The following is a 21,349-nucleotide window of genomic DNA, read 5'->3' as shown; positions in this document are numbered from 1 at the left end:
TTATGAAAATAAAAATTATCAGCTATCATAAAATTTTATATCAAAAAAATATAATTTCTATTATAGCTCCTGGCTACTATGGATATTTTCAAATATTAAAAAATCATGCTCCATTTATTTCTATATTAAAAAATGGTTTTTTAAAATTAGAATCAAAAGATGTAAAAAAGAAAATTCAGATAGAAGGTGGACTTTTACAAGTGAAAAGTAATCTGATTATTGTAATTTTATGATAATTTGGATAAACTAAATTCCATATATTCTTTTCTATTTTTAAATATTTTTATAGCGTTAAAAATTGCTTCTTCAAATGAACTTTCATTAGCTATTCCCTTTTTAGCTATATCATAGGCAACTCCATGATCAGGAGATGTTCGTATATGAGAAAGTCCAGCTGTAAAATTCACTCCTTGATTAAAAGTTAGGGTTTTAAAAGGTATTAATCCTTGATCGTGATACATAGCTAAAATTGCATCAAAATTTCGATAGCTTTGATTCCCAAAAAAACTATCTGAAGGATAAGGACCAAAAACTAACCATCCTTGTTTTTGAAATAAACTATCAATAGCTGGTTTGATTTTTATTTTTTCTTCATTCCCTATTAATCCATTATCACTTGAATGTGGATTACATCCTAAAACTGCAATTTTAGGTTTTTCTATAGAAAAATCTATGATAAGAGATTGACGTAAAATTTTTATTGATTTTATTATTTTTTTTATATTTAATTCTGAACTGACCTTTTTTAAAGGTAAATGATTAGTGACTAATGCTATTTTTAAAATATCATGAATCATCAACATTAAGGAATCTCCCCCTAAAACATTTTGTAGATACTCAGTATGCCCAAAAAATGAAAAATTCTTTAAATTCATGTATTTTTTATTAACAGGAGCTGTAACAAGTACATCTACTTTTCCTTCTTTTAAAGCTTTTACAGCTTTTTTTAAAGATGAAATCGGATATTTTCCTGATTCAGGATGATTGATTTTTATAGATTCAAATTTAATATCTTCTTTCCATATATTGAAAATATTGATTTTATAATCAAGAACTTCTTTAAAATTTTTTACTTCTCGTATATTATTGATTTCTAAATTTAAAATTTTTTTGTAATAAAAACATAATTTGGTAGAACCAAATAATATCGGAGTAAAAAAGTCTAAAAGTTTTTTTTTAGAACATACTTTCAAAAAAATCTCTATTCCTATTCCATTAATATCACCCGTAGTAAATCCTACTTTAATTTTTTTTTTATATGATTCATATATATATATAATTTAGTTTAAAAATATGAAAAAAATTATAAACCATTATATGTTTACTGGAATCGTAGAATGTATTGCAAAAGTACATCAATTTAATCGTGAAAAAAACAATCTTCGGATAACTTTCAATAATCCATTTTTAAATAATGCAATTCAAATCAATCAAAGTATTTGTCATAATGGAATATGTTTAAGCATTATGGATATAAACAAAAAAACTTATTCAGTTATAGCATCTGAAGAAACTTTATTATGTACTAACTTAAATTTTTTAAAAATTCAAGATGAAGTGAATTTAGAAAGGGGGATTATGTTACATAAAAGGTTAAATGGACATATAGTTCAAGGACATGTGGATACAACTGCTACGATTATTAAAATTGAAAATAGAAATGGAAGTTGGCTGTTTTTTTTTAAATCTAAAAATAGATTGGATCATCTAGTTGTAGAAAAAGGTTCTATTGCTATTAATGGAATAAGTCTTACTATCATAAGATGTGATCAATATACATTTCACGTTTCTATTCTTCCTTACACTTATGAAAAAACCAATCTTCACATGATGAAGATTGGGGATATTGTAAATGTAGAATTTGATATATTAGCAAAATATATTAATAAATCTATACAAAAATATTGTAAAAATATATAGATCTTATTCTACTCTAAAACAGGTTCTCCAGACGAAATATTTTTGTCTATGTATTGTTTATATATATTAAAATGTTGAATAAATTTTTGAGCAAGTATTTTTACTTGATTTTGATACATTTTTTCATTATTCCATGAATTTTTCGGATTTAATATGTTAGAAGATATTCCTGGACAATATTTTGGTATTTGAAAATTAAAAATAGGATATTTTTCGTAAGGAACTTCTGATAAAAAACCATTCAAAGCATTTTGCACAATTTTACGTGTATCATCTAATTTTATACGATATCCAGATGAAAATCCTCCAGATATCAATCCGGTATTAATCATCCAAACATTGATTTTAGTATTATCTAATTTTTTCATTAACATTTTCGTATACAGAACGGGATGTAAAGGCATAAATGGAGCACCAAAACAAGAAGAGAAAGTTGCTTTTGGTTTTTGAATATTTAATTCAGTCCCAGCAACTTTAGATGTGTAGCCTAATAAAAAATAATAAGAAGATTGTGCTTTATTAAGTTTAGATATAGGTGGTAAAACACCAAAAGCATCATATGTTAGAAAAAAAATGTTTCTTATATTAGAAGATAATAGTTTTTCCTCAATATTTTTTATAAAATAAATAGGATAGCTGATTCTCATATTTTGAGTAATGGAATCATTTAAAAAATCTACTTCTTTAGTTTCTTTTTTGAAAGTTACATTTTCCAACATTGCTCCTTTTCTTATAGCATGATAAATCATAGGTTCATTTTTTTGAGAAATACCCAATATTTTAGCATAACATCCTCCTTCAAAATTGAATACGATATTATCATAAGTCCATCCATGTTCATCATCTCCAACCAAATTTCTATTGATATCATTAGAAATAGTTGTTTTTCCTGTTCCAGATAATCCAAAAAATAAAGCTGTATCTTTTTTATGTTTTCCTACATTTGCGGCACAATGCATAGGAAAAACATTTTTATAGATAGGAAGTATAAAATTGAGAACGGAAAATATAGATTTTTTAATTTCCCCTGTATATCCTGATCCTCCAATCAAGATTATTTTTTTAGAAAAATTTAATATAGAAAAATTTTTATTTCGTGTCCCATCTTTTATAGGATTAGCCAGAAATCCTGGAGCACACAATAATAACCAATCTGGTAAAATTTTTTCCAAATTTGTGAATCTTAAAAAGAGATTATGAATAAATAAATCAGACCATGGATATTCACTAATAGAACGAACATTTAATTGATAACGTTTATCTGAACAAAGATATCCATCTCGTATATATAATGTTTTTCCAGATAAATATTGCGCAAATTTTTGATATAAACAATCAAATTTTTCTGAATCGAAAGATTGATTAAATTTTTCATCCCACCAAACTTTTTGTTCTGTAATCTTATCTTTTACAATAAATCTATCTTCTGGAGCCCTTCCAGTAAAGGAACCTGTATTTATAGTTAAAACCCCTGATTTTGTTTCAACTCCCATTTTTTTTTGAATAATAATTTTTTGTAGTTCATAAGGCGTAAGTTGCCAATTACATGAAGAATTCAAAATTCCATAATTTTTTAGAGAAAAAGAGATCATATGTCATGTACTATTTATACGTCAAGCAAATTTATATATGATTTACAAAAGTTTACTAATTTTGTATCATAAAAAAAATTATGAATCTATGTCTGATATTGCATCCAAAGTTAGTGCTCTAATTGTAGAAAAATTAAGTGTAGAAGAAAGTGATATTACTCCTACTGCTAGCTTTACTAATGATTTAGGAGCCGATTCCCTAGATATAGTAGAACTCATTATGGAGTTTGAGAAAGAATTTAACATTAGTATCTCAGATGAGAAAGCTGAAAAAATAACAACAGTAGGTGAGGCCGTTCAGGCCATAGAAAACCTTTTAATAGAAAAAAAGAATGTAGAAGAAAAAAAAACGGATTAGATTATACAGATATTTTTTTATGTATAGATATGGAGGACTTAAAAAAAGTAGTAGTTACTGGGATTGGTTCTATAACACCTATAGGGAAGACTGTAGAAGAATATTGGTTTTCTCTTATCAACGGAAAAAATGGTTGTGATCTCATTACTTACTTCAATACTAAAAAATATAAGACTAAATTTGCTTGTGAATTGAAAAATTATGATCCAAGTGTTTTTTTCAATAGAAAAGAAAGACGAAAATTAGATCCTTGTGCACAATATGGGATCGTCGCTTCTGAAGAAGCAATCAAAAATAGTGGAATTAATTTTTCAAAAGAAGAAAGAGAAAGAATAGGAGTGATTTGGGCATCTGGAATTGGAGGTCTTCTAAATTTAGAAGAATCTATCTCCGATTATATACATGGAGGAAAACATCCTAAATTTAGTCCGTTCTTTATTCCAAAAATGTTGATAGATATTACTGCTGGTTTTATTTCTATGAATTATGGTCTTCATGGTCCAAATTATGCTACGGTATCTGCTTGTGCTTCATCTTCTAATGCCATTGTAGATGCTTATCATTTAATATGTTTAGGAAAAGCGAACATTATGGTAACTGGAGGGTCTGAAGCTGCCATTACGCAAAGTGGAGTAGGTGGTTTTAATGCTTTACATGCATTATCTACCAGAAACGAAGATTATAAAACAGCATCAAGACCTTTTGATGAGAATAGAGATGGCTTTGTATTAGGAGAAGGGGCAGGATGTCTTGTTCTTGAAGAATATCAACATGCTCAAGAAAGAGGAGCCAACATATATGCCGAAATAATAGGAGTAGGAATGTCTGGAGACGCTTATCATATTACAGCTCCTCATCCAGAAGGAAAAGGAATTGTTTTGGCTATGAAATCTGCTCTTCAAGATGCAGGGATTGAAAGTAAAGAAGTTGATCATATTAATTCTCATGGAACATCTACTAAATTAGGAGATATTGCAGAAATAAAAGCAATTCAAGAAGTATTTCAAGAAAACATACATAATATAAATATTAATTCTACAAAATCTATGACGGGACATTTATTAGGTGCAGCTGGAGCAATAGAAGCAATATCTTCTATTCTTACTATAAAAAAAGGAATCATCCCTCCAACTATAAACTTGTTCCACATAGATAAAAATATAGATCCAAAAATTAATTTAACTCCAAATCAAGCAATAAAAAAAGAGGTAAAAATTAGTATGTGCAATACTTTTGGTTTTGGAGGGCATAATGTTTGTATTTTATTTAAATAAATAAATGTTATCTGAAAATAGCGCTTTTTTTGAGAAAAATGATTATTCCATATTAGTTGGTCGGTTGATAAAAATATTAGGTTTTTGTCCAAAAAACACAAAATTTTTAAAGGAAGTTTTCATATATAGTTTTTCTACTAAAAAAAGAAATTTGAATCAAAATTATTCTATTAATTTTCAAAGATTAGAATTTTTGGGAGATGCTGTATTAAATTCTATAATATCACATTTTTTGTGTGAAAAATTTCCTGAAAAGAAAGAAGGAGAATTAACTCAAATACGATCAAAAATCGTATGTAGAAGAAATTTAAATGAAATATCTAGAAAATTAACTATTACAGATATCTTTTTCGATAAATCTGTTATGACTTCTGATAATATACTAGGAAATACACTTGAAGCTTTAATCGGATTTATTTATTTTGAAGGAGGGTATCAAAGTTGTGAAAATTTTGTATATAAAAAAATTTTACATACTCATGTAAATATTGAAAAATTGCAAAATGAAATTTTCAGTTATAAAGTATGGATTATAGAATGGGCTCAAAAAAATAAATTTGTGATAAAGTTTAAAACTTTTAGAGAGGATAAAAATAAAATTATTTATTTATCTGAATTCACAATATCAGAATGTGGAATTCAAACTAAAGGAAAAGGTTCTTCTAAAAAAAAATCAGAAGAAATGGCTGCTAAAGAAGCTTACTTTGTTGTTCAACAACAAAAAAAATACTTAAAAACATAAAATAAAGATAAATTGTATGATGTTATGCTTAATATTATTGAGAATAAAGAAAAAAAATTTCCTCATATCAAAAAAGGGAAAGGGCATCCTTTGATTTTACTTCATGGATTAATGGGAGGATTAAGCAATTTCAAAGCTCTTTTGGATTTTTTCCCAAAAAAAGGTTATCAAGTGATCATTCCTTCATTACCTCTTTATAATATGCCATTATTCTTGACTAATATTTATAACATATCTAAATATATAATCCAATTTTTAATGGAAATAGGAATGAAAAAAGCTACTTTAATAGGAAATTCTCTTGGAGGACATATTGCTTTAATTATAGCAAAAAAAAGAATAGATTTAGTTCATTCTGTGGTTTTGACAGGAAGTTCAGGTTTATTCGAAAAAGCTTTTGGAGATGCTTTTCCTAAAAGAGAAAATTATGAATATATTAGGAAAAAATCACAAGAAGTATTTTATGATCCTAATATAGCGACTAAAGAATTAGTAGATGAAGTTTTTCATATTGTAAATGATAAAAAAAAAGGAATTAAAACTCTATATATTGCTAAAAGTGCTATGAAATATAATATGTCTAAAGATTTATCTGTAATTCAGCAACCTATTTGTTTAATCTGGGGAAAACAAGATCATGTTACTCCTCCAGAAGTTGCAAATGAATTTCATAGATTGCTACCTAATTCAGAATTATATTGGATAGATAAATGTGGACATGTTCCGATGATGGAACATCCCAAAAAATTTATAGAAATATTAGAAAAATGGCTATCTAAATTTGATTTTAATCATGAAAATTTTTTCTGTAAAGTTTACAGGTAGTTTTACTAATATTAATCAGTTATTTTTTCATAATTTTCCTGAATATGCTTTTGTAGGACGTTCTAATGTTGGAAAATCTAGTTTAATAAACAGTATAACTAAAGAAAAAATCGCTAAGGTTTCTTCTTACCCTGGAAGAACACAAAGTATAAATTATTTTTTAATAAATCATCAATGGTATTTGATAGATTTGCCAGGTTATGGATTTTTTTCTGCAAAAAAAAATAAAACAAAAACGCAAAAATTAATTGTAGATTATCTTTTTCATAAAAAACATATTACTTTTTTATTTTTGTTGATAGATTCTCGATTTATTATACAAAAAATAGATTTAAATTTTATACGAAAATTAAACAAAACAAAAATACATTTTTGTATTGTTTTCACAAAAACGGATAAATTAAAAAATCATAAACTTATTGATGAAAATATTTCTTTCTCTATGAATACAATTCAAACAAATGGTTTTCCTATGCCTACATGGTTTAAAGTATCCGCAAAAAATAAATATGGGATCAATAATATAATTCAATATATTAATAAATTAAATGATTTTTATAAACCTAATACTCATAAACAAAAACTCATTATTCCTAATTCATAAGATTTTAATCCAAAACCAAAAATTGTTCCATTACAAACAGGAGATAAAAATGACTTTTTTCTAAAAGATTCTCTGGAATAAATGTTAGAGATATGAATTTCTATAACAGGAGAAGAAATAGATTTTATGGCGTCAGCAATTCCTATAGAAGAGTGAGTATATGCCCCTGCGTTTAGTATAATTCCGTCATATTTGAATCCGATAGAATGTAAAATATCTATTATTTTTCCTTCACTATTATTTTGATAATAAATAATTTCTATATAAGAAAGTTTTTTTCTTAATTTTTTTAGATAATCTAAAAAATTTTCATTTCCGTATAATTCAGGCTCCCTGGTCCCTAAAAGATTTAAATTAGGTCCATTAATAATGGCTATTTTTTTCATGTAAAAACTATTATTAGATTTATTTGGTAATATTTTCTATTTCTTTTTTATTTAAAAAACACCAATTTCCTATTTTAAGATTTTTTTTGGAAAGTCCCCCAAAATTAATCCGATCTAACCGAATAACTTGATAATTTAATTTTTTAAAAATCCGTTTAATGACTCTATTCCATCCTATATACAACCCTATTTCTATTTTATTTTTAGCATTTTTTTGATTCACAAAAATCACTTTTACTTTTCCTTCTTTTAGATAAATTTTTCCTTTTCTTATTTTATCTAAATCTTCATTTCTAATTTTTTTATTTAATGATACATGATATATTTTTTTTATATGATATTTAGGATGAGTCAATTTTTCAGCTATATATCCGTCATTTGTTAGAAGTAAAACTCCTGTAGTAGAATAATCTAATCTACCTACAGGAAAAATTCTATATTCAGATATAGAAGGAATTAAATTCATTACTGTTTTTCTGTTAAATTGATCTCGTGTAGTAGTAATATAACCTTTAGGTTTATTGAGTAGTATATAAATTTTATTTTTAGATTTAATTTTTGATCCATGAAATTTAACAATATCATTTGTACGAATAATAGTTCCTAACCTAAAAACAGGTTTTCCATTCACTTCTATTGCACCAGATTGAATAAGTTTATCCGCTTTTCTTCTGGAAGAAATTCCTGCATTGGACAAATAATGATTTAATCTAATTTTATGATCCATAAAAACGAATTAAAAACGAAAAAGAGCTTCCATTGTATATTTTTTCAATTTTTTTCTGGATAAATCATAATTTTGAGTGAAACCTAAAATAAAACCTCCACCTCCAGAACCACACAATTTTAAATAATATATGTTATTTAATATTCCATTTTCCCATATTTTCCAAATTTTTTTTGAAATCATGGGACGAAAATGATTGAAAACCCAAGTGGATAAAAGTTTAACATTTTCTAATAAAATTTTAAAATCTTCTTTTAAAAAAGACTCAATGCATTTTTCATTATATTTTGTAAATTCTACAAAAAGAATTTTTTTGAATTTATCATGTTTAAACTTTCTGAAAAAAAATTTGATCATAGAATCAGTTTTACTAGTAATTCCAGAATTTAATAAAAAAATAGCTCCTTTTCCTTGATTTTTTTTTGGAATTTTTATTATAGAAATATCTGTTTTAGATCGAATGAGTAAAGGTTGATTTAAATAACAAATTAAAGGATCTATTCCCGAGCTTTTTCCATGAAAAAAAGACTCCATTTTACTGAATATTTTTTTTAACATTATGATATGTTTTTTTAAACGTCCCTTTAATTTATTTTTTGCGTATTTATCATAAATAGCGGCTACCAATGCTCCAGAACTTCCTATTCCATATCCTTGAGGAATGTTAGAATGAAAAAATATGCCTTTTTGTATATCTTGATGGAATTTATTTAAATTTAGTTTTGTGAAAATTTTTTTTTTTCCAAAACGGATAAGAATTTATAAAATTTCTTAATTTCATAATTTGAAAAATATTCAATATCTTTATTGAATTTCGAATGAACTTTTAAAGTTCCTTTGTAAATATTATGAGGAATAGAAAGACCACTTGAATTTTTCAAAATTCCATATTCTCCAAATAACAATATTTTTGCCGGAAACAAAGATTCTTTCATTTTTTTATTTTAATTTGTTACTTATGTTTGTCTTTTTCAAAGACACAAATTTAAAAAAACTCTTTATTTTTATTTATTCAAACATAATAAATAAAACAATTAAATTCGTAATTTTTCAGTTTATTGTAAGAAAATTTTAAAATGAAAATAGCTGTATATGGACAAAAATTTTGTGAAAAAAATATACTATATTTAAATCAGTTCATAGGCTATGCATCTAGTCATTCAATAGAAATTCATATTGAAAAATCATTTTTTCATGTTTTGTCTTCTTTTAAAGAATTTAAAGATTTAGATTTTCCTGTATTTTCTCATTATAAAGAATTAACAGATAAAGATTTCAGTTTAATGTTTACTTTCGGAGGAGATGGGACTATTCTATCCGCTATTACTTTAATTAGAGATTCTGGGATACCTATAGTTGGAGTTAATACAGGAAATTTAGGTTTTTTAGCTACTTTTAATAAAGATGTTTTTATCCAAAAAATAGATCAAATTTTTAATAAAAAACTTCATATAATGCCCAGAAGTTTATTATCCTTAGAAACTTCTATAATGGATCATCAAAAATTTTTTAATTTTGCATTAAATGAAATCGTTATTTTGAGAAAAGAAATGGTTTCTATGATCACTATAGATGCTTATATAGATAATGAATTTTTAACTTCTTATTGGGCTGATGGATTAATTATTTCTACTCCTACTGGTTCTACCGGATATTCTCTAAGTTGTGGAGGCCCTATTATTGGTCCTGAAAATAAAAATTTTGTTTTAACACCTATATCTCCACATAACTTATTTTCACGTCCATTAATCATATCTGATCATCAAAAAATTTATTTAAAAATACATAGTCGTGTAAAATCTTATTCTTTATCTATGGATACAAGATTAACTTCTTTGAATCAGGAAAATGAATTATATATTCAAAAAGCGCCTTTTTACATATATCTTATTCAAGAAGGAAAAAATACATACTATAAAACATTGAGAGAAAAACTTTTATGGGGAATAGATCAACGAAATTGAATGTGATTGAATATGAAAAATCTTGATTTTTATTTTATATCTTTGTAATAGATGTGTTTATGTTTTTTTTATGAAAAATGAAAAAGTTACTAGAAAAAATAGATTATAATAATATTCCTCATCATGTAGCTATTATTATGGATGGAAATGGCCGTTGGGCGAAAAAAAGAGGAAAATTGAGAACATTTGGTCATGAAAAATCGATACAATCTGTAAGAGAGACTATAAATGGAAGTAAAGAATTAGGAATTCCTTATATAACTTTATATGTGTTTTCTTCAGAAAATTGGAATAGACCTAAACAAGAAATAGATAGTTTAATGCGTTTATTTCACACTAATTTAAAAATTCATTTAGAAGAAATTCATGAAAAAAATGTTAAAATTATTACTATAGGAGAAGTAGAAAGATTTTCTGAAATAATTCAAAAAGAACTATTTTTTTTCATGAAAAAAACAAAACATAATACATCTGGAACTTTGATTTTAGCATTGAGTTATAGTGCTAGAGAAGAAATTTTAAGGGCAACAAAAAATATTGCTGAAAAAGTATACAATGGTTTATTTTCTATAAAAGATATAGATTTTTCTTTTTTTCAAAATCACTTGTATACTAAAAATTTGCCAGATGTAGATTTAATTATTAGAACAAGTGGAGAACAACGTATTAGCAATTTTTTACTTTGGCAATCTGCTTATGCAGAGTTATATTTTACAAATGTTTTATGGCCTGATTTTCGTAAGAAAGATTTTTTCGAAGCCATTATAAATTATCAGAAAAGAAAACGTCGTTTTGGAAACATAGAATAATTTTCATGAAAAAAAATATTTTTGTAATTACAAGCAGCATTTTTTATTTATTTTTTACAATTCAACAAGTATACTCATTTTCTGTTAATGATGAGAAATCTTCTATTACTAAAAATAATTATAATAAAAATATTTTTTTCTTTGTAAAAGAAATACATGTTATAGGAAAAACTAAATATGACAGTCGTTACATTTCTGAATTATCAGGTATTTCTATTGGAGAATCTATTGATATTTATGGAATAAAAACGGATGATGCTATAAGAAAATTGTGGAAAAGTAATCTTTTTAGAAAAATATCCATTTATAAAAAGAATAAATCTAAAAATGAAATTGATTTATTTTTTGAATTGGAAGATTTAGAAGAAATTCATGAAATAAAAGTGAAAGGAATTAAAAAAGACAAGTTTCCTAATATAAAAAAAATAAAAATTGGAGATAAAATATCTGATGATTTGATTCAGTCTATAAAAAATGATATACAAGAATATTATGTCAAGAAAGGATATCATGAAATTAATATAAAAAGTGAGATAAACAAAGATTATAACAAAAATGTGCTATGTTTATATGTAGATAAAGGAAAAAAAATTGAAATAGAAGAAATATTATTTCATGGAAATCAAGCTCTTAAAAATAAAGAATTACTTGATTTAATGAGTCAAACTAGAAAAAATTTATTTCCCATAATTTCTATTATAAAAAAACCTCTTTTCATTCAAGAAAATGTAGAAAAAGATTTAAAAAATATTATCAATAAATATAAGTCTATGGGTTTTATTGATATTCAAGTATTTTTAGATTCTGTATGGAAAAAACAATCAGGAAATTATGGAATAAAAATAAAAATTATAGAAGGAAAAAAATATTATTTAGGAGACGTAAGTATATTAGGAAATAAAAAGTTAAAAACAGATTTTTTGAAAAAAATTTTTTTCTATAAAAAAGGAAACGTATATAACCCAATTGGTATTAGAAAAAATATTTTAAATCCTTCTTATACTGATAGTATTTTATATAACTATTTAGATTTAGGTTATTTATTTTCTAATATTTCTTTTGTAGAAAAAAGGATTTTAAATAATAAAATAGATTTAGAAATTCAAATATTAGAAAATGCACCTGTATACATAAATACAGTTTTTATATTAGGAAATTCAATAACTAAAGATCATGTTATTAGAAGAGAATTAAAAACTTATCCTGGAGATCTTTTTTCTATTAAAAACATTAAATACAGTTTATTACATTTAGAGAATTTAAATCTTTTTAATAAAGTATATCACATCATTAAACCAAACAAAAAAAATGAATTCATAGATATAGAATGGCATGTTGTAGAAAAAAATACTAATGAGTTTCAATTTCATGGAGGAATTGGAGGAAAAGATTTTAGAAAAATTATCGGAAATTTTAAATTAAATTTTGGTAATTTTTCTATTAAAAATTTTTTTAAATGGAATTCATGGAAACCCATTCCTCAAGGTGATGGACAAAAATTAATTATTCACAATCAGTTAGGACAAGATTTTACATCTTATGGTTTTTCTTTTACAGAACCTTGGATAGAGAAAAACCACCCTACTTCTCTTACTTTGAAAAGCCAATATTCAATAAAAAAAATAAAAAACGAAGAGGATTTAGATTTTTTATCTCAAGTATATAAAAATACTAAAATATTAGATGAAGAAAAACAATATCAATTTTTAGAAAAAATAGGTATTTCTATTGAGTTAAATAAGTCTCTGACTTTTTTTGATCCTTATTCTAATATTTTGACATCTATAGATTATGAAAAATTTACTTATAGAAAAGAAATTTCTTCTAATTTATATCAAAAATATAAATTAAATAACCTCAGTTATTTAATTTCATTGCAAAGATTTTCAACAAAACCAGATATCATTTTTCCATTTCAAGGATCAAAAATGCAGTTTAATAGTATATTTACTATTCCATATTCCGTAATTTTTACGAAAAATAAAGAAAAAGAATGGATGGAGTATTTTAAATTAAAAATAATTTTATTTTGGTATTATAAAATTATAGATAATATAATATTGAAAACAGGAGGAGAATTAGGATATTTAGGCCAATATCATAATTCAAGAGAATTATTTTCGTTTCAAAAATTTTATATGGGCGGAGTACATAATAATTTATTAGGATCAAAACTATATGATAAAGATTTTATTCCATTAAGAGGATATTCTTATAAAGATAAAATTATAAACAATGGAGGAACTATTTATAATAAATTAATTTTTGAAATACGTTATTTGATTAAGAATTTATCAAATTTTAAGATTTGGACAACTTGTTTTATGGAAGGAGGAAATATTAGTAATTCTTATCAAGAATTTAATCCATTAGTTATGAATAAATCTTTCGGATTAGGATTCCGTTTATTTTGGACTCCAATAGGTTTTTTAGGATTAGATTTTGGATATCCTATAGATCAGGATATAGTTCATGGTTTAAATAAATCGAAATGGAAAACACATTTTATAATAGGAAAAGATTTGTAATACAAATACAAAACACAAAAATAACATGAGAAAAAATATAATTTTCTATTTTTTATTATTTTTATTTTTATTCGGATATCATTCATATTCTAAGGATTATAAGGAATGTCATAAAAAAATAGTTTGTCTTAATAGTATGGCTCTGATAGAAAAAATGCCAGAATTTTCGACTGCTCAAAAAGAATTGGATAGAATGAGTAAAATCCATGAAAATATATTAGATAAATTAGCAAAAGAATTTCATAAAAAAGCAGAAAGATTTCAAAAAAATAAAAATCCAGTTCTTAAAAAAGAATTAGAAATATTACAGTCAAGAGCCCATGCTTATCAAAAAACGGCTGCAGATGATTTAACTAAAAAACAAAATAAATTATTAAATCCTATATATAAGAAAATCGAGAACGCTATACATAAAGTAATAGATAAAGACAAAAATATTATAAGAGTTGATGATTGCAGTCCTGGAAAAGGAGTTTTAGTAAATAAAGGAGAGGATATTACTGAAGCAGTTAAAAGAGAATTAGGAATAAAATAAAAGTAAGTGGTATCTCCCGGAATCGAACCGGGGACACAAGGATTTTCAGTCCTTTGCTCTACCAACTGAGCTAAGATACCAAAAATATAAAAACAAAAATACAATAAAATAATTAGTAATAAATTTTATTATCATATCTTTTTATCATTTTTTGTTCTTCTATTTTTATTTTCCTGTATAAATAGAGAGACTTTAATAAAAAAAAATAGAAAAAAAATCCCTAAAAATATTTTTATTAAAACAAGTCTTTTCTATAAAGAAAAAGGATTCTTAAAATTTGTTATTTATTCTCCCATTATTAAAGAATATGCTTTTTATACTTTATTTCCAAATGGTTTAAATTTATTTATTTATGATCAAAATACTAATAAATATACTTATATTAGCGCTGATTGGGTAAAATCAATTGATAAAATATTCTATCATATTAAAGGAAATATAAAAATTATGAGTCCTAAAGGATATTTTTTGAAAACTGATGAGATTTTCTGGGACAGAAAGAATAAAAAAATATTTAATAAAAAATATACAACAATAATATCTAATTCAGATAGGATCAGACTACATGCAAAAAATGGAATAGAAGCTTCTGAAGATTTAAAAGAAATTAGATTAAAAAACATTAGTGGAACTTTGCCTATTAAATAATATAATTTTTCACATTAGTATAGTTTTTATCACTATACTTGTATCTGCTTTTTTTTCTGGAATGGAAATGGCATTGATTTCTTCCAGTTTATTTCAAATAGAATTAGAAAAAGAAAATAAAAAAGGCTCTTTTCATTCTAAACTTCTTTCAAAAAGCATTAATAATTCTAAAAAATTCATCACTACAATGGTAATTGGAAATACCATATCTTTAGTTATATATGGTATTTATATGGGAAAATTATTTTTATCTATTTTTCCAAAAGGATTTTTAGATAATTCTTTATGGATAATTTTTTTAGAAACAGTTTTTTCTGCTACTGTTATTCTAATTATTGGAGAATTTATTCCAAAAATAATATTTAGTGTGTATTCAAATGAATTGTTAAGTTTATTCATAGTTCCTGTATATGTAATATATAAAATATTTTCTCCTGTTACAAACTCCATTATTTGTATTTCTAATGTTTTTTTAAAAATTTTAGGAGAAAAAGAAAATAATAAAAAGAAGATTTTTGATAAAGAAGATTTAGTTTATTTTTTATCAGAAAATATAGAAAAAAATATCAAGGGAAAAGAGTTTGTAGAATCTGAAATTGAAATTTTTCATAAAGCTCTGGATTTTTCTGAAAAAAAAGCACGAGAATGTATGCTTCCTAGAAAAGAAATAGTTTCTTCAAATCTCATATTTTCTTCTATAGATAATATTCGAAATATTTTTACTGAAAGTGGCTTATCTAAAATAGTTATTTATAAAAATAATATAGATAACATTATTGGTTATATTCATTATTTAGAATTATTTAAAAAACCTAAAAATATTGAATCTATAATTAGATCAGTAGAATTAGTTTATGTAACTACTCCTGTTAGAGAAATTATGGATCTTTTAATTAAAAAAAAAAGAAGTATTGCTATAGTATTAGATGAGTATGGAGGAACTGCAGGAATGATAACTATGGAAGACATTTTAGAAGAATTTATTGGAGATATCAAGGACGAACACGATGAAAATTTATTACTTGATAATAAATTAAATGATTGTGAATTTTTATTTTCTGCACGTTTAGAAATTGATTTTATCAATGCTAAATATAACTTAGATCTTCCTCAATCTGATAAATATGAAACTTTAGGAGGTTTAATAGTTACTTATACAGGAGATATTCCAAAAAATGGAGATAAAATTATTATCAATAAAAATTTTGATATAGAAATTAAAAAAGTATCTAAAAATAAAATAGAAGAAGTTTTTCTTAAAAAAAAAGTTTAAAATGAGTTTTTTAGATAAAATAAGAAAAAATACATGGTTAGTTTTCTTTTTTATAAGCATTTCTTTGCTGTTTTTTATATTAGATCCTAATATCCTGCTGAAATTTTTTACTGAAAATTCCACTGTTATTGGAAAGATAAATGGAGAGAACATTTCTTTAAAAGAATATCTTGATTCTTTTCAATTTTTGAAACAATTTCGTGAAGATGAACCTGATTATTATTTGAAAAATGATGCTTGGAAACTATTAGTTCATGAAAGAGTACTGAATCAACAAGCTAAAAAATTAGGAATTCAAAGTACAAAAAAAGATTTTTGGAAAGCAATAGAAAAGCAATCTATATATAGTAATATTATTGATTTTCAAAATGAGAAAGGAAAAATGGACATGAATAAATTTAGATTGTATTTAAATAATTTGGAAAAATTACCTTCAAGTTTAACGCCTCAAATAGAAGCAGAAAAAAATATTTGGTTATATGAAAAAAATAATATACCAAAAAGAATTGCTGCAAAAAAATATGTAGAAATGTTGATGTATGGTTTAAATACATCTTTAATAGAAGCTCAATTAAGTTATAGAGATAAAAATTTATTTTCCATAATTGATTATGTTTTCATTCCTTATTCGGATATAGAAAAAAAATATCATAGAATCAAAAGTTATGATATTTATGATTTTATTAAAAAAAATAAATTTCTTTACAAAAAAGAAAATTTAAGAAATCTAAGTTTTGTGATTTCTCGTTCTCATCCATCATTAGATGATGAAAAAAATATGGATTTTAAAATAAAAAAATTGTTTCAAAAATTTAAATTTTCTAATCATAATTCTATAATCGTTTCAAATCAATCTGAAAAACCTTTTGATTCAAATTTTTATTTGAAAGATAATTTACCTCCTGTTTTGAAACATTTTTTGGAAAAAAAAGACAAAGTAGGTAGTATGCTTGGACCTTTTAAAGATAACAATATTTATATTATGGCTAAACTTATTGGAAAAAAAATGGTGTATAATTCCGTTTTATCCAGTCATATATTGATTTCTCATAAACAAGCTACACGATTTTACAATAATAGAACTAAAAAAAAAGCTGAAAAAATAGCGAAAAAAATATATGATTTTGTTGTAAAAAATCCTGATCAGTTCGATTCTTTAGTTTTGGAAAAATCCGATGATATTGTAAATGCAAAAAAAAATAAAGGAAATTTAGGATGGATGAAATATGAAGAAAGAAATGAAGCATTTAAGGGAAAGGGTTCATTTGATTTTTTTTCTTTAAAAAATAAAAAAGGGAGAATAGGTTTAACGGAAACTAAATTTGGATATCATATTATTAGAATAGACGACATAAAAAATATCAAACCTGCTTATCAATTTGCTATAATAATAAAAACACTGACTCCATCAAAAAAAACAGAAGATATTCTTTATCAAAGAATTATTAAATTTATGAAAGACAATAAAAACTCAAGTCTTAATACATTTATTAATAATGCAAGACAAAAAAAATATGAAACTATTTTTTTAAGAGAAATAAAAGATTATCAATGGAAGATTCATGATTTGAATACTGAATTAGATCAAGAAGTCATCAATTGGTCTTATGAAAAAAAAAGAAAAGAGGGGGATATCAAAATTTTTACCACTTCTAATAAAGATTATATTATGGTTTTTTTATCTAAAATTCAAAGAAAAGGATACCCCATTGAAGAAATAAAAAATAATATAACACCTTTCCTTATTAATAAAAAAATAGATCGTTATTTATATAATATAATGAAAAATAAACATATAAGTTTAGAAAAAATAGCTTCTTTTTTTTCTAAAAAAATTAATAAATCTTATAGAGTCAATTTTTATCAGTCTATAATTCAAAATCATAAAGAACCTAAAGTGATAGGGTACGCTTTTTCTTCAAAATTATATGAGACTTCTAAACCAATATTAGGAGAAAAGGGAGTTTTTTTTATAAGAACATTAAAACGTTTCAATACATCTAAAAAACTTTCTTATTTTTCTTCTGAAATAGAATCTTTAAATGCTAACTTAAGAAAAAATATTTTAGAAAAAATAGGAAATGTATTAATTAAAAAATCTAATATCAAAGATTATAGAAAAAATAATATTTAATTATTTCGTTTTATAGAATAAGGAGGTATGTATTTTTTTTCTGTTTTACTTTGATGATTAGAAATTTTTTTTTTTACAGTTTGATCAATATTATTTTTAATAATATCATTTTTAATTTTTGTTTTGGCATTTTTTAAATATCGTATTCCTTCTCCTAATCCACGAGCTATTTCTGGTATTTTTTTAGGTCCGAAAATAAGTATAGCTATAAAAATGATAAAAACACTTTCTTCTATACTAATAAATAAAAAATTTTTCATTTTTTTATATCTTTTTTACAAAAATCATATACTATAGATGGGGCTATAAATATAGAGGAATAAGTCCCCACACTAATTCCAATAAATAAAGCCAACATAAAACTATGAAGAATTTTTCCTCCAAATGAAAATATAATCAAAATTACTAATAAAGTGATAAAAGAAGTATTTATAGTTCTACTCATAGAACTATATATTCCTTTATTTATGGTTTCTTTCATCATAAATGATGTTTTTTTTGAAATTTGTCTAATTTTATCATAAACTATTACGGTATCATTAATAGAATAACCTATTATCGTTAATAATGCAGCTATAAAAGTTTGATCTATTTCTAGAATAGAAAATTTTTCGTGAAAAAATGAAAATACTCCAAGTACAATAATTGAATCATGAATTAAAGAGATAATTGCACCTAATCCAAATTCCCATTTTTTAAATCTTATAAATATGTATGTAAAAATACCTATTAAAGAGAGAATAATAGAAAGAAAAGCTTTATGAGTCATATCTACAGCTACTGTAGGTCCTACTTTTTCAATAGATAAAATACCTAATGATTTATTTTTTTTTATTTTTCTAAAATCCTCAAAATTTATAGGAAAAAATATTTTTAGAGCTGAAAATATTTTTTTCAAAATGATTTCGTCTACTTTATTATTTTCTTCCCATATTTTATATTTTGTGACTATTTTAAGTTGATTTTTATCTCCAAATGTTTGGACCCTAGGAAAAGAAGGTTTTCCATTTTCTATAAATGTTTTTGACAGTATTTTTGAAATTTTTTCAGGAACCATCTTTCGATCAAAAAGAATTACGTAAGAACGACCTCCAACAAAATCTAACCCCATATTGAATCCTTTTAAGAAAAAAGATAGTATACTAACAATTATAAGAATACAAGAAATCATGTAAACCCATTTTCTTCTAGATAAAAAATCATATTGCATATTTTTAATTTTATTCAAAACAAAAATTGACATCTTTTTTCTAAAAGAAATTTTTTTATATTTTTTTAAATGATATTCTAAAAACAATCTTCCTAAACAAATAGAAGTAAACATAGATATCATAATTCCAATAATTAAGGTTGTAGCAAATCCTCGTATTGGTCCTACTCCAAAATAAAATAAAATGATTCCACATAATAAAGTAGTAATTTGTCCATCTATAATAGAAGACAAAGCACCATGTAATGTGTAAGAATTATGAATAGACGTCAATATATAAATTTTCTTTTTTATATTTTCTTTAATTTTTTCATAAATCAAAATATTAGCATCCATAGACATTGCTAATGTTAGTATAATACCCGCAATACCAGGAAAAGTCAATACAGCATTCATAGAAATGAGAATTCCAAAAATAAATATTATATTAAAAAAAAGGACAATATCAGCATATAATCCTGGAATTGAATAGTAAAAGAACATCCAAGTGAATATAAAAAATAAGGCGATTAAAAAAGATATGATTCCTTTTCGAATAGATTCTTTTCCTAAATAAGGACCTATAATATCAGTTTGAATAATTTTCACAGAAGTAGGTAATTCTCCTGTATTTAACACATTTATTAAATCATTAGATTCTTGTATTGAAAAATTTCCATATATTTGAGACATTCCATTTGGAATAATTGATTTTACTACAGGAACAGCATATACTAAATTATCAAGTACTATTGCTATACTTTTTCCCATATTTTTTTCTGTAAATATTTTCCATTTTTTAGTTCCTTCTTGATTCATTTTTATATTTATAGATATTTCATTTAAAGGACTAAAAGATTTATAAACATGAGTGACCATATCTCCATTTAAAGAATCATATGTATTTTCATTATTTATTTTTACAGCAAATAATTGAAAAAAATTATCCAATTTTTTATATCCCCATAAAAATTTTACATCATGTAAATGATATGGTAAAAAATTTCTAGCTTCCGAAGAATTTAGAAAATCAGAAATAATTTTTTTATGGTTTATGTGAACTAATCCAACTGTATTTGAAGCTTTAATAAGCGGAATATTCAAAATATCTATAAAATGTTTTTTTATTTTAGAATATTTTTTATCATAGAATTTATTTATTATATTGAAATATGAAATAATTTCTTGAATATCATAAGTTTCAAAAAAATGTAATTCCGCTTTTTTTTCTAGAATGTTTTTTATTCTATTTATATTTTTTATTCCAGATAATTCTATTAAAATTCGATTAGAATTTTTGATTCTTTGAATATTGGGTTGAATGATTCCAAATTTATCTATTCTGGATCTCAAAATGTTTTGAATGGAAATTATAGATGATTCTATTTTTTTTCTTAAAATTTTTTTTACTTCTGAATTAGAACTATTAGGATCAATTTCTTCGAAATTCGATTTATTTCCAAATAAATTTTGAGAAGATAAACTGATATCTAATTTATTATTATTAGTCTCTTGATTAAAGGAATTGATGAATAAGGATAAATAATCTTCGTTTGGTTTTTCTTTTTTTTTCTTATCTGCATTTTCTAATGCTTTTAGAAAAATAAAATTTTTAGAATTATCAGAAAATTTTTTTAATAAATCTTTTTCAGAAATATCTAAAATCATACTTATTCCTCCTTTTAAATCTAATCCTAGATTTAGGATTTTTTTATTATTTTTTTTATTTATAATAATAGATGATATGTAATATAAACAAATTGTAGTCAGTATTATGGTTACAAAAATTGTAAAAAAGTTTCTTACACGCATCTTACTATCTATTTACATTTAGCATAATA

The 21,349-nt window shown here is 23.9% G+C and carries 20 protein-coding genes, 1 tRNA gene and 1 pseudogene; 14 read left to right on the top strand and 8 right to left on the bottom strand.

From position 1 onward, the window contains the following. Positions 1 to 2 precede the first annotated feature (2 nt). Entirely contained in the window at positions 3 to 233 is a 231-nt protein-coding gene (locus H0H73_RS02795; protein ID WP_185852102.1) for a FoF1 ATP synthase subunit delta/epsilon, read from the top strand. On the opposite strand, the gene pdxA is transcribed toward H0H73_RS02795, so the two are convergent. Then, a complete protein-coding gene (gene pdxA / locus H0H73_RS02790) occupies positions 228 to 1,271 on the bottom strand; it encodes a 4-hydroxythreonine-4-phosphate dehydrogenase PdxA (protein WP_185852510.1) in 1,044 nt (347 codons plus the stop codon). The genes H0H73_RS02795 and pdxA overlap by 6 nt on opposite strands. A gap of 22 nt (positions 1,272 to 1,293) precedes the next feature. Here pdxA and H0H73_RS02785 point away from each other — a divergent pair, with 22 nt between their 5' ends. Further along, entirely contained in the window at positions 1,294 to 1,920 is a 627-nt protein-coding gene (locus H0H73_RS02785) for a riboflavin synthase (protein WP_317168011.1), read from the top strand. Between the two features lie 8 nt (positions 1,921 to 1,928). On the opposite strand, the gene H0H73_RS02780 is transcribed toward H0H73_RS02785, so the two are convergent. Further along, entirely contained in the window at positions 1,929 to 3,512 is a 1,584-nt protein-coding gene (locus H0H73_RS02780) for a phosphoenolpyruvate carboxykinase (ATP) (RefSeq protein ID WP_185852101.1), read from the bottom strand. Between the two features lie 88 nt (positions 3,513 to 3,600). Here H0H73_RS02780 and H0H73_RS02775 point away from each other — a divergent pair, with 88 nt between their 5' ends. The 5 genes from H0H73_RS02775 to yihA are packed head-to-tail and all read left to right on the top strand — an operon-like array spanning position 3,601 to position 7,315. Continuing rightward, positions 3,601 to 3,870 carry an acyl carrier protein gene (locus tag H0H73_RS02775; RefSeq protein ID WP_185852508.1) on the top strand — a complete coding sequence of 90 codons (270 nt, stop codon included), beginning with the start codon at positions 3,601 to 3,603 and terminating at the stop codon, positions 3,868 to 3,870. Positions 3,871 to 3,899: 29 nt separating this feature from the next. After that, a complete protein-coding gene (gene fabF, locus H0H73_RS02770) occupies positions 3,900 to 5,144 on the top strand; it encodes a beta-ketoacyl-ACP synthase II (RefSeq protein ID WP_185852100.1) in 1,245 nt (414 codons plus the stop codon). A 4-nt stretch (positions 5,145 to 5,148) separates the two neighbouring features. After that, positions 5,149 to 5,886 carry a ribonuclease III family protein gene (locus H0H73_RS02765; protein WP_185852099.1) on the top strand — a complete coding sequence of 246 codons (738 nt, stop codon included), beginning with the start codon at positions 5,149 to 5,151 and terminating at the stop codon, positions 5,884 to 5,886. 24 nt (positions 5,887 to 5,910) lie between these two features. After that, positions 5,911 to 6,711, top strand: coding sequence for an alpha/beta fold hydrolase (locus tag H0H73_RS02760; RefSeq protein WP_185852098.1), 801 nt, complete (start codon positions 5,911 to 5,913; stop codon positions 6,709 to 6,711). Next, on the top strand, positions 6,680 to 7,315 hold the full coding sequence (yihA, locus tag H0H73_RS02755; RefSeq protein WP_185852097.1) for a ribosome biogenesis GTP-binding protein YihA/YsxC: 636 nt from the start codon (positions 6,680 to 6,682) through the stop codon (positions 7,313 to 7,315). The genes H0H73_RS02760 and yihA overlap by 32 nt, the downstream gene beginning before the upstream one ends. Here yihA and H0H73_RS02750 read toward each other — a convergent pair. From H0H73_RS02750 to H0H73_RS02740, 3 genes and pseudogenes are all read right to left on the bottom strand, one after another. Then, a complete protein-coding gene (locus H0H73_RS02750) occupies positions 7,282 to 7,701 on the bottom strand; it encodes a type II 3-dehydroquinate dehydratase (protein WP_185852096.1) in 420 nt (139 codons plus the stop codon). The genes yihA and H0H73_RS02750 overlap by 34 nt on opposite strands. 19 nt (positions 7,702 to 7,720) lie before the next feature. After that, positions 7,721 to 8,428: a pseudouridine synthase gene (locus tag H0H73_RS02745; protein ID WP_185852095.1), complete on the bottom strand. Its 708-nt coding sequence runs from the start codon at positions 8,426 to 8,428 to the stop codon at positions 7,721 to 7,723. A 9-nt stretch (positions 8,429 to 8,437) separates the two neighbouring features. After that, positions 8,438 to 9,363: pseudogene (locus tag H0H73_RS02740) on the bottom strand (mevalonate kinase family protein). 141 nt (positions 9,364 to 9,504) lie between these two features. Between H0H73_RS02740 and H0H73_RS02735 the strand changes: the two are divergent. The 4 genes from H0H73_RS02735 to H0H73_RS02720 all read left to right on the top strand — a co-directional run bounded on the left by H0H73_RS02735 (position 9,505) and on the right by H0H73_RS02720 (position 14,264). Next, a complete protein-coding gene (locus H0H73_RS02735) occupies positions 9,505 to 10,392 on the top strand; it encodes an NAD kinase (protein ID WP_185852094.1) in 888 nt (295 codons plus the stop codon). Between the two features lie 77 nt (positions 10,393 to 10,469). Further along, positions 10,470 to 11,201: an isoprenyl transferase gene (locus H0H73_RS02730; RefSeq protein WP_185852093.1), complete on the top strand. Its 732-nt coding sequence runs from the start codon at positions 10,470 to 10,472 to the stop codon at positions 11,199 to 11,201. A 5-nt stretch (positions 11,202 to 11,206) separates the two neighbouring features. Further along, positions 11,207 to 13,729 carry a BamA/OMP85 family outer membrane protein gene (locus H0H73_RS02725; protein WP_185852092.1) on the top strand — a complete coding sequence of 841 codons (2,523 nt, stop codon included), beginning with the start codon at positions 11,207 to 11,209 and terminating at the stop codon, positions 13,727 to 13,729. A 25-nt stretch (positions 13,730 to 13,754) separates the two neighbouring features. After that, positions 13,755 to 14,264 carry an OmpH family outer membrane protein gene (locus H0H73_RS02720; protein WP_185852091.1) on the top strand — a complete coding sequence of 170 codons (510 nt, stop codon included), beginning with the start codon at positions 13,755 to 13,757 and terminating at the stop codon, positions 14,262 to 14,264. Between the two features lie 7 nt (positions 14,265 to 14,271). On the opposite strand, the gene H0H73_RS02715 is transcribed toward H0H73_RS02720, so the two are convergent. Further along, positions 14,272 to 14,344 (bottom strand) — tRNA-Phe (locus H0H73_RS02715). Between the two features lie 367 nt (positions 14,345 to 14,711). Between H0H73_RS02715 and H0H73_RS03100 the strand changes: the two genes are divergently transcribed. From H0H73_RS03100 to H0H73_RS02700, 3 genes are read left to right on the top strand one after another with little or no spacing between them, the layout of a single operon-like run. Beyond that, positions 14,712 to 14,912, top strand: coding sequence for a hypothetical protein (locus H0H73_RS03100; RefSeq protein WP_238784351.1), 201 nt, complete (start codon positions 14,712 to 14,714; stop codon positions 14,910 to 14,912). A gap of 1 nt (position 14,913) precedes the next feature. Next, positions 14,914 to 16,185 (top strand): hemolysin family protein, encoded by a 1,272-nt coding sequence (locus H0H73_RS02705; protein WP_185852506.1) that lies wholly within the window; start codon positions 14,914 to 14,916, stop codon positions 16,183 to 16,185. Position 16,186: 1 nt separating this feature from the next. Then, entirely contained in the window at positions 16,187 to 18,319 is a 2,133-nt protein-coding gene (locus tag H0H73_RS02700) for a SurA N-terminal domain-containing protein (protein WP_185852090.1), read from the top strand. Here H0H73_RS02700 and H0H73_RS02695 read toward each other — a convergent pair. After that, positions 18,316 to 18,579 carry a Sec-independent protein translocase subunit TatA/TatB gene (locus H0H73_RS02695; protein ID WP_185852089.1) on the bottom strand — a complete coding sequence of 88 codons (264 nt, stop codon included), beginning with the start codon at positions 18,577 to 18,579 and terminating at the stop codon, positions 18,316 to 18,318. The two genes, H0H73_RS02700 and H0H73_RS02695, sit on opposite strands and share 4 nt — an antisense overlap. Continuing rightward, on the bottom strand, positions 18,576 to 21,320 hold the full coding sequence (secD, locus tag H0H73_RS02690) for a protein translocase subunit SecD (RefSeq protein ID WP_185852088.1): 2,745 nt from the start codon (positions 21,318 to 21,320) through the stop codon (positions 18,576 to 18,578). The genes H0H73_RS02695 and secD overlap by 4 nt, the downstream gene beginning before the upstream one ends. Between the last annotated feature and the right edge of the window lie 29 nt (positions 21,321 to 21,349).

The organism is Blattabacterium cuenoti (assembly GCF_014251335.1).
Lineage (GTDB): Bacteria > Bacteroidota > Bacteroidia > Flavobacteriales > Blattabacteriaceae > Blattabacterium > Blattabacterium cuenoti_G.
This window is presented reverse-complemented; position numbering and strand designations above follow the sequence as displayed.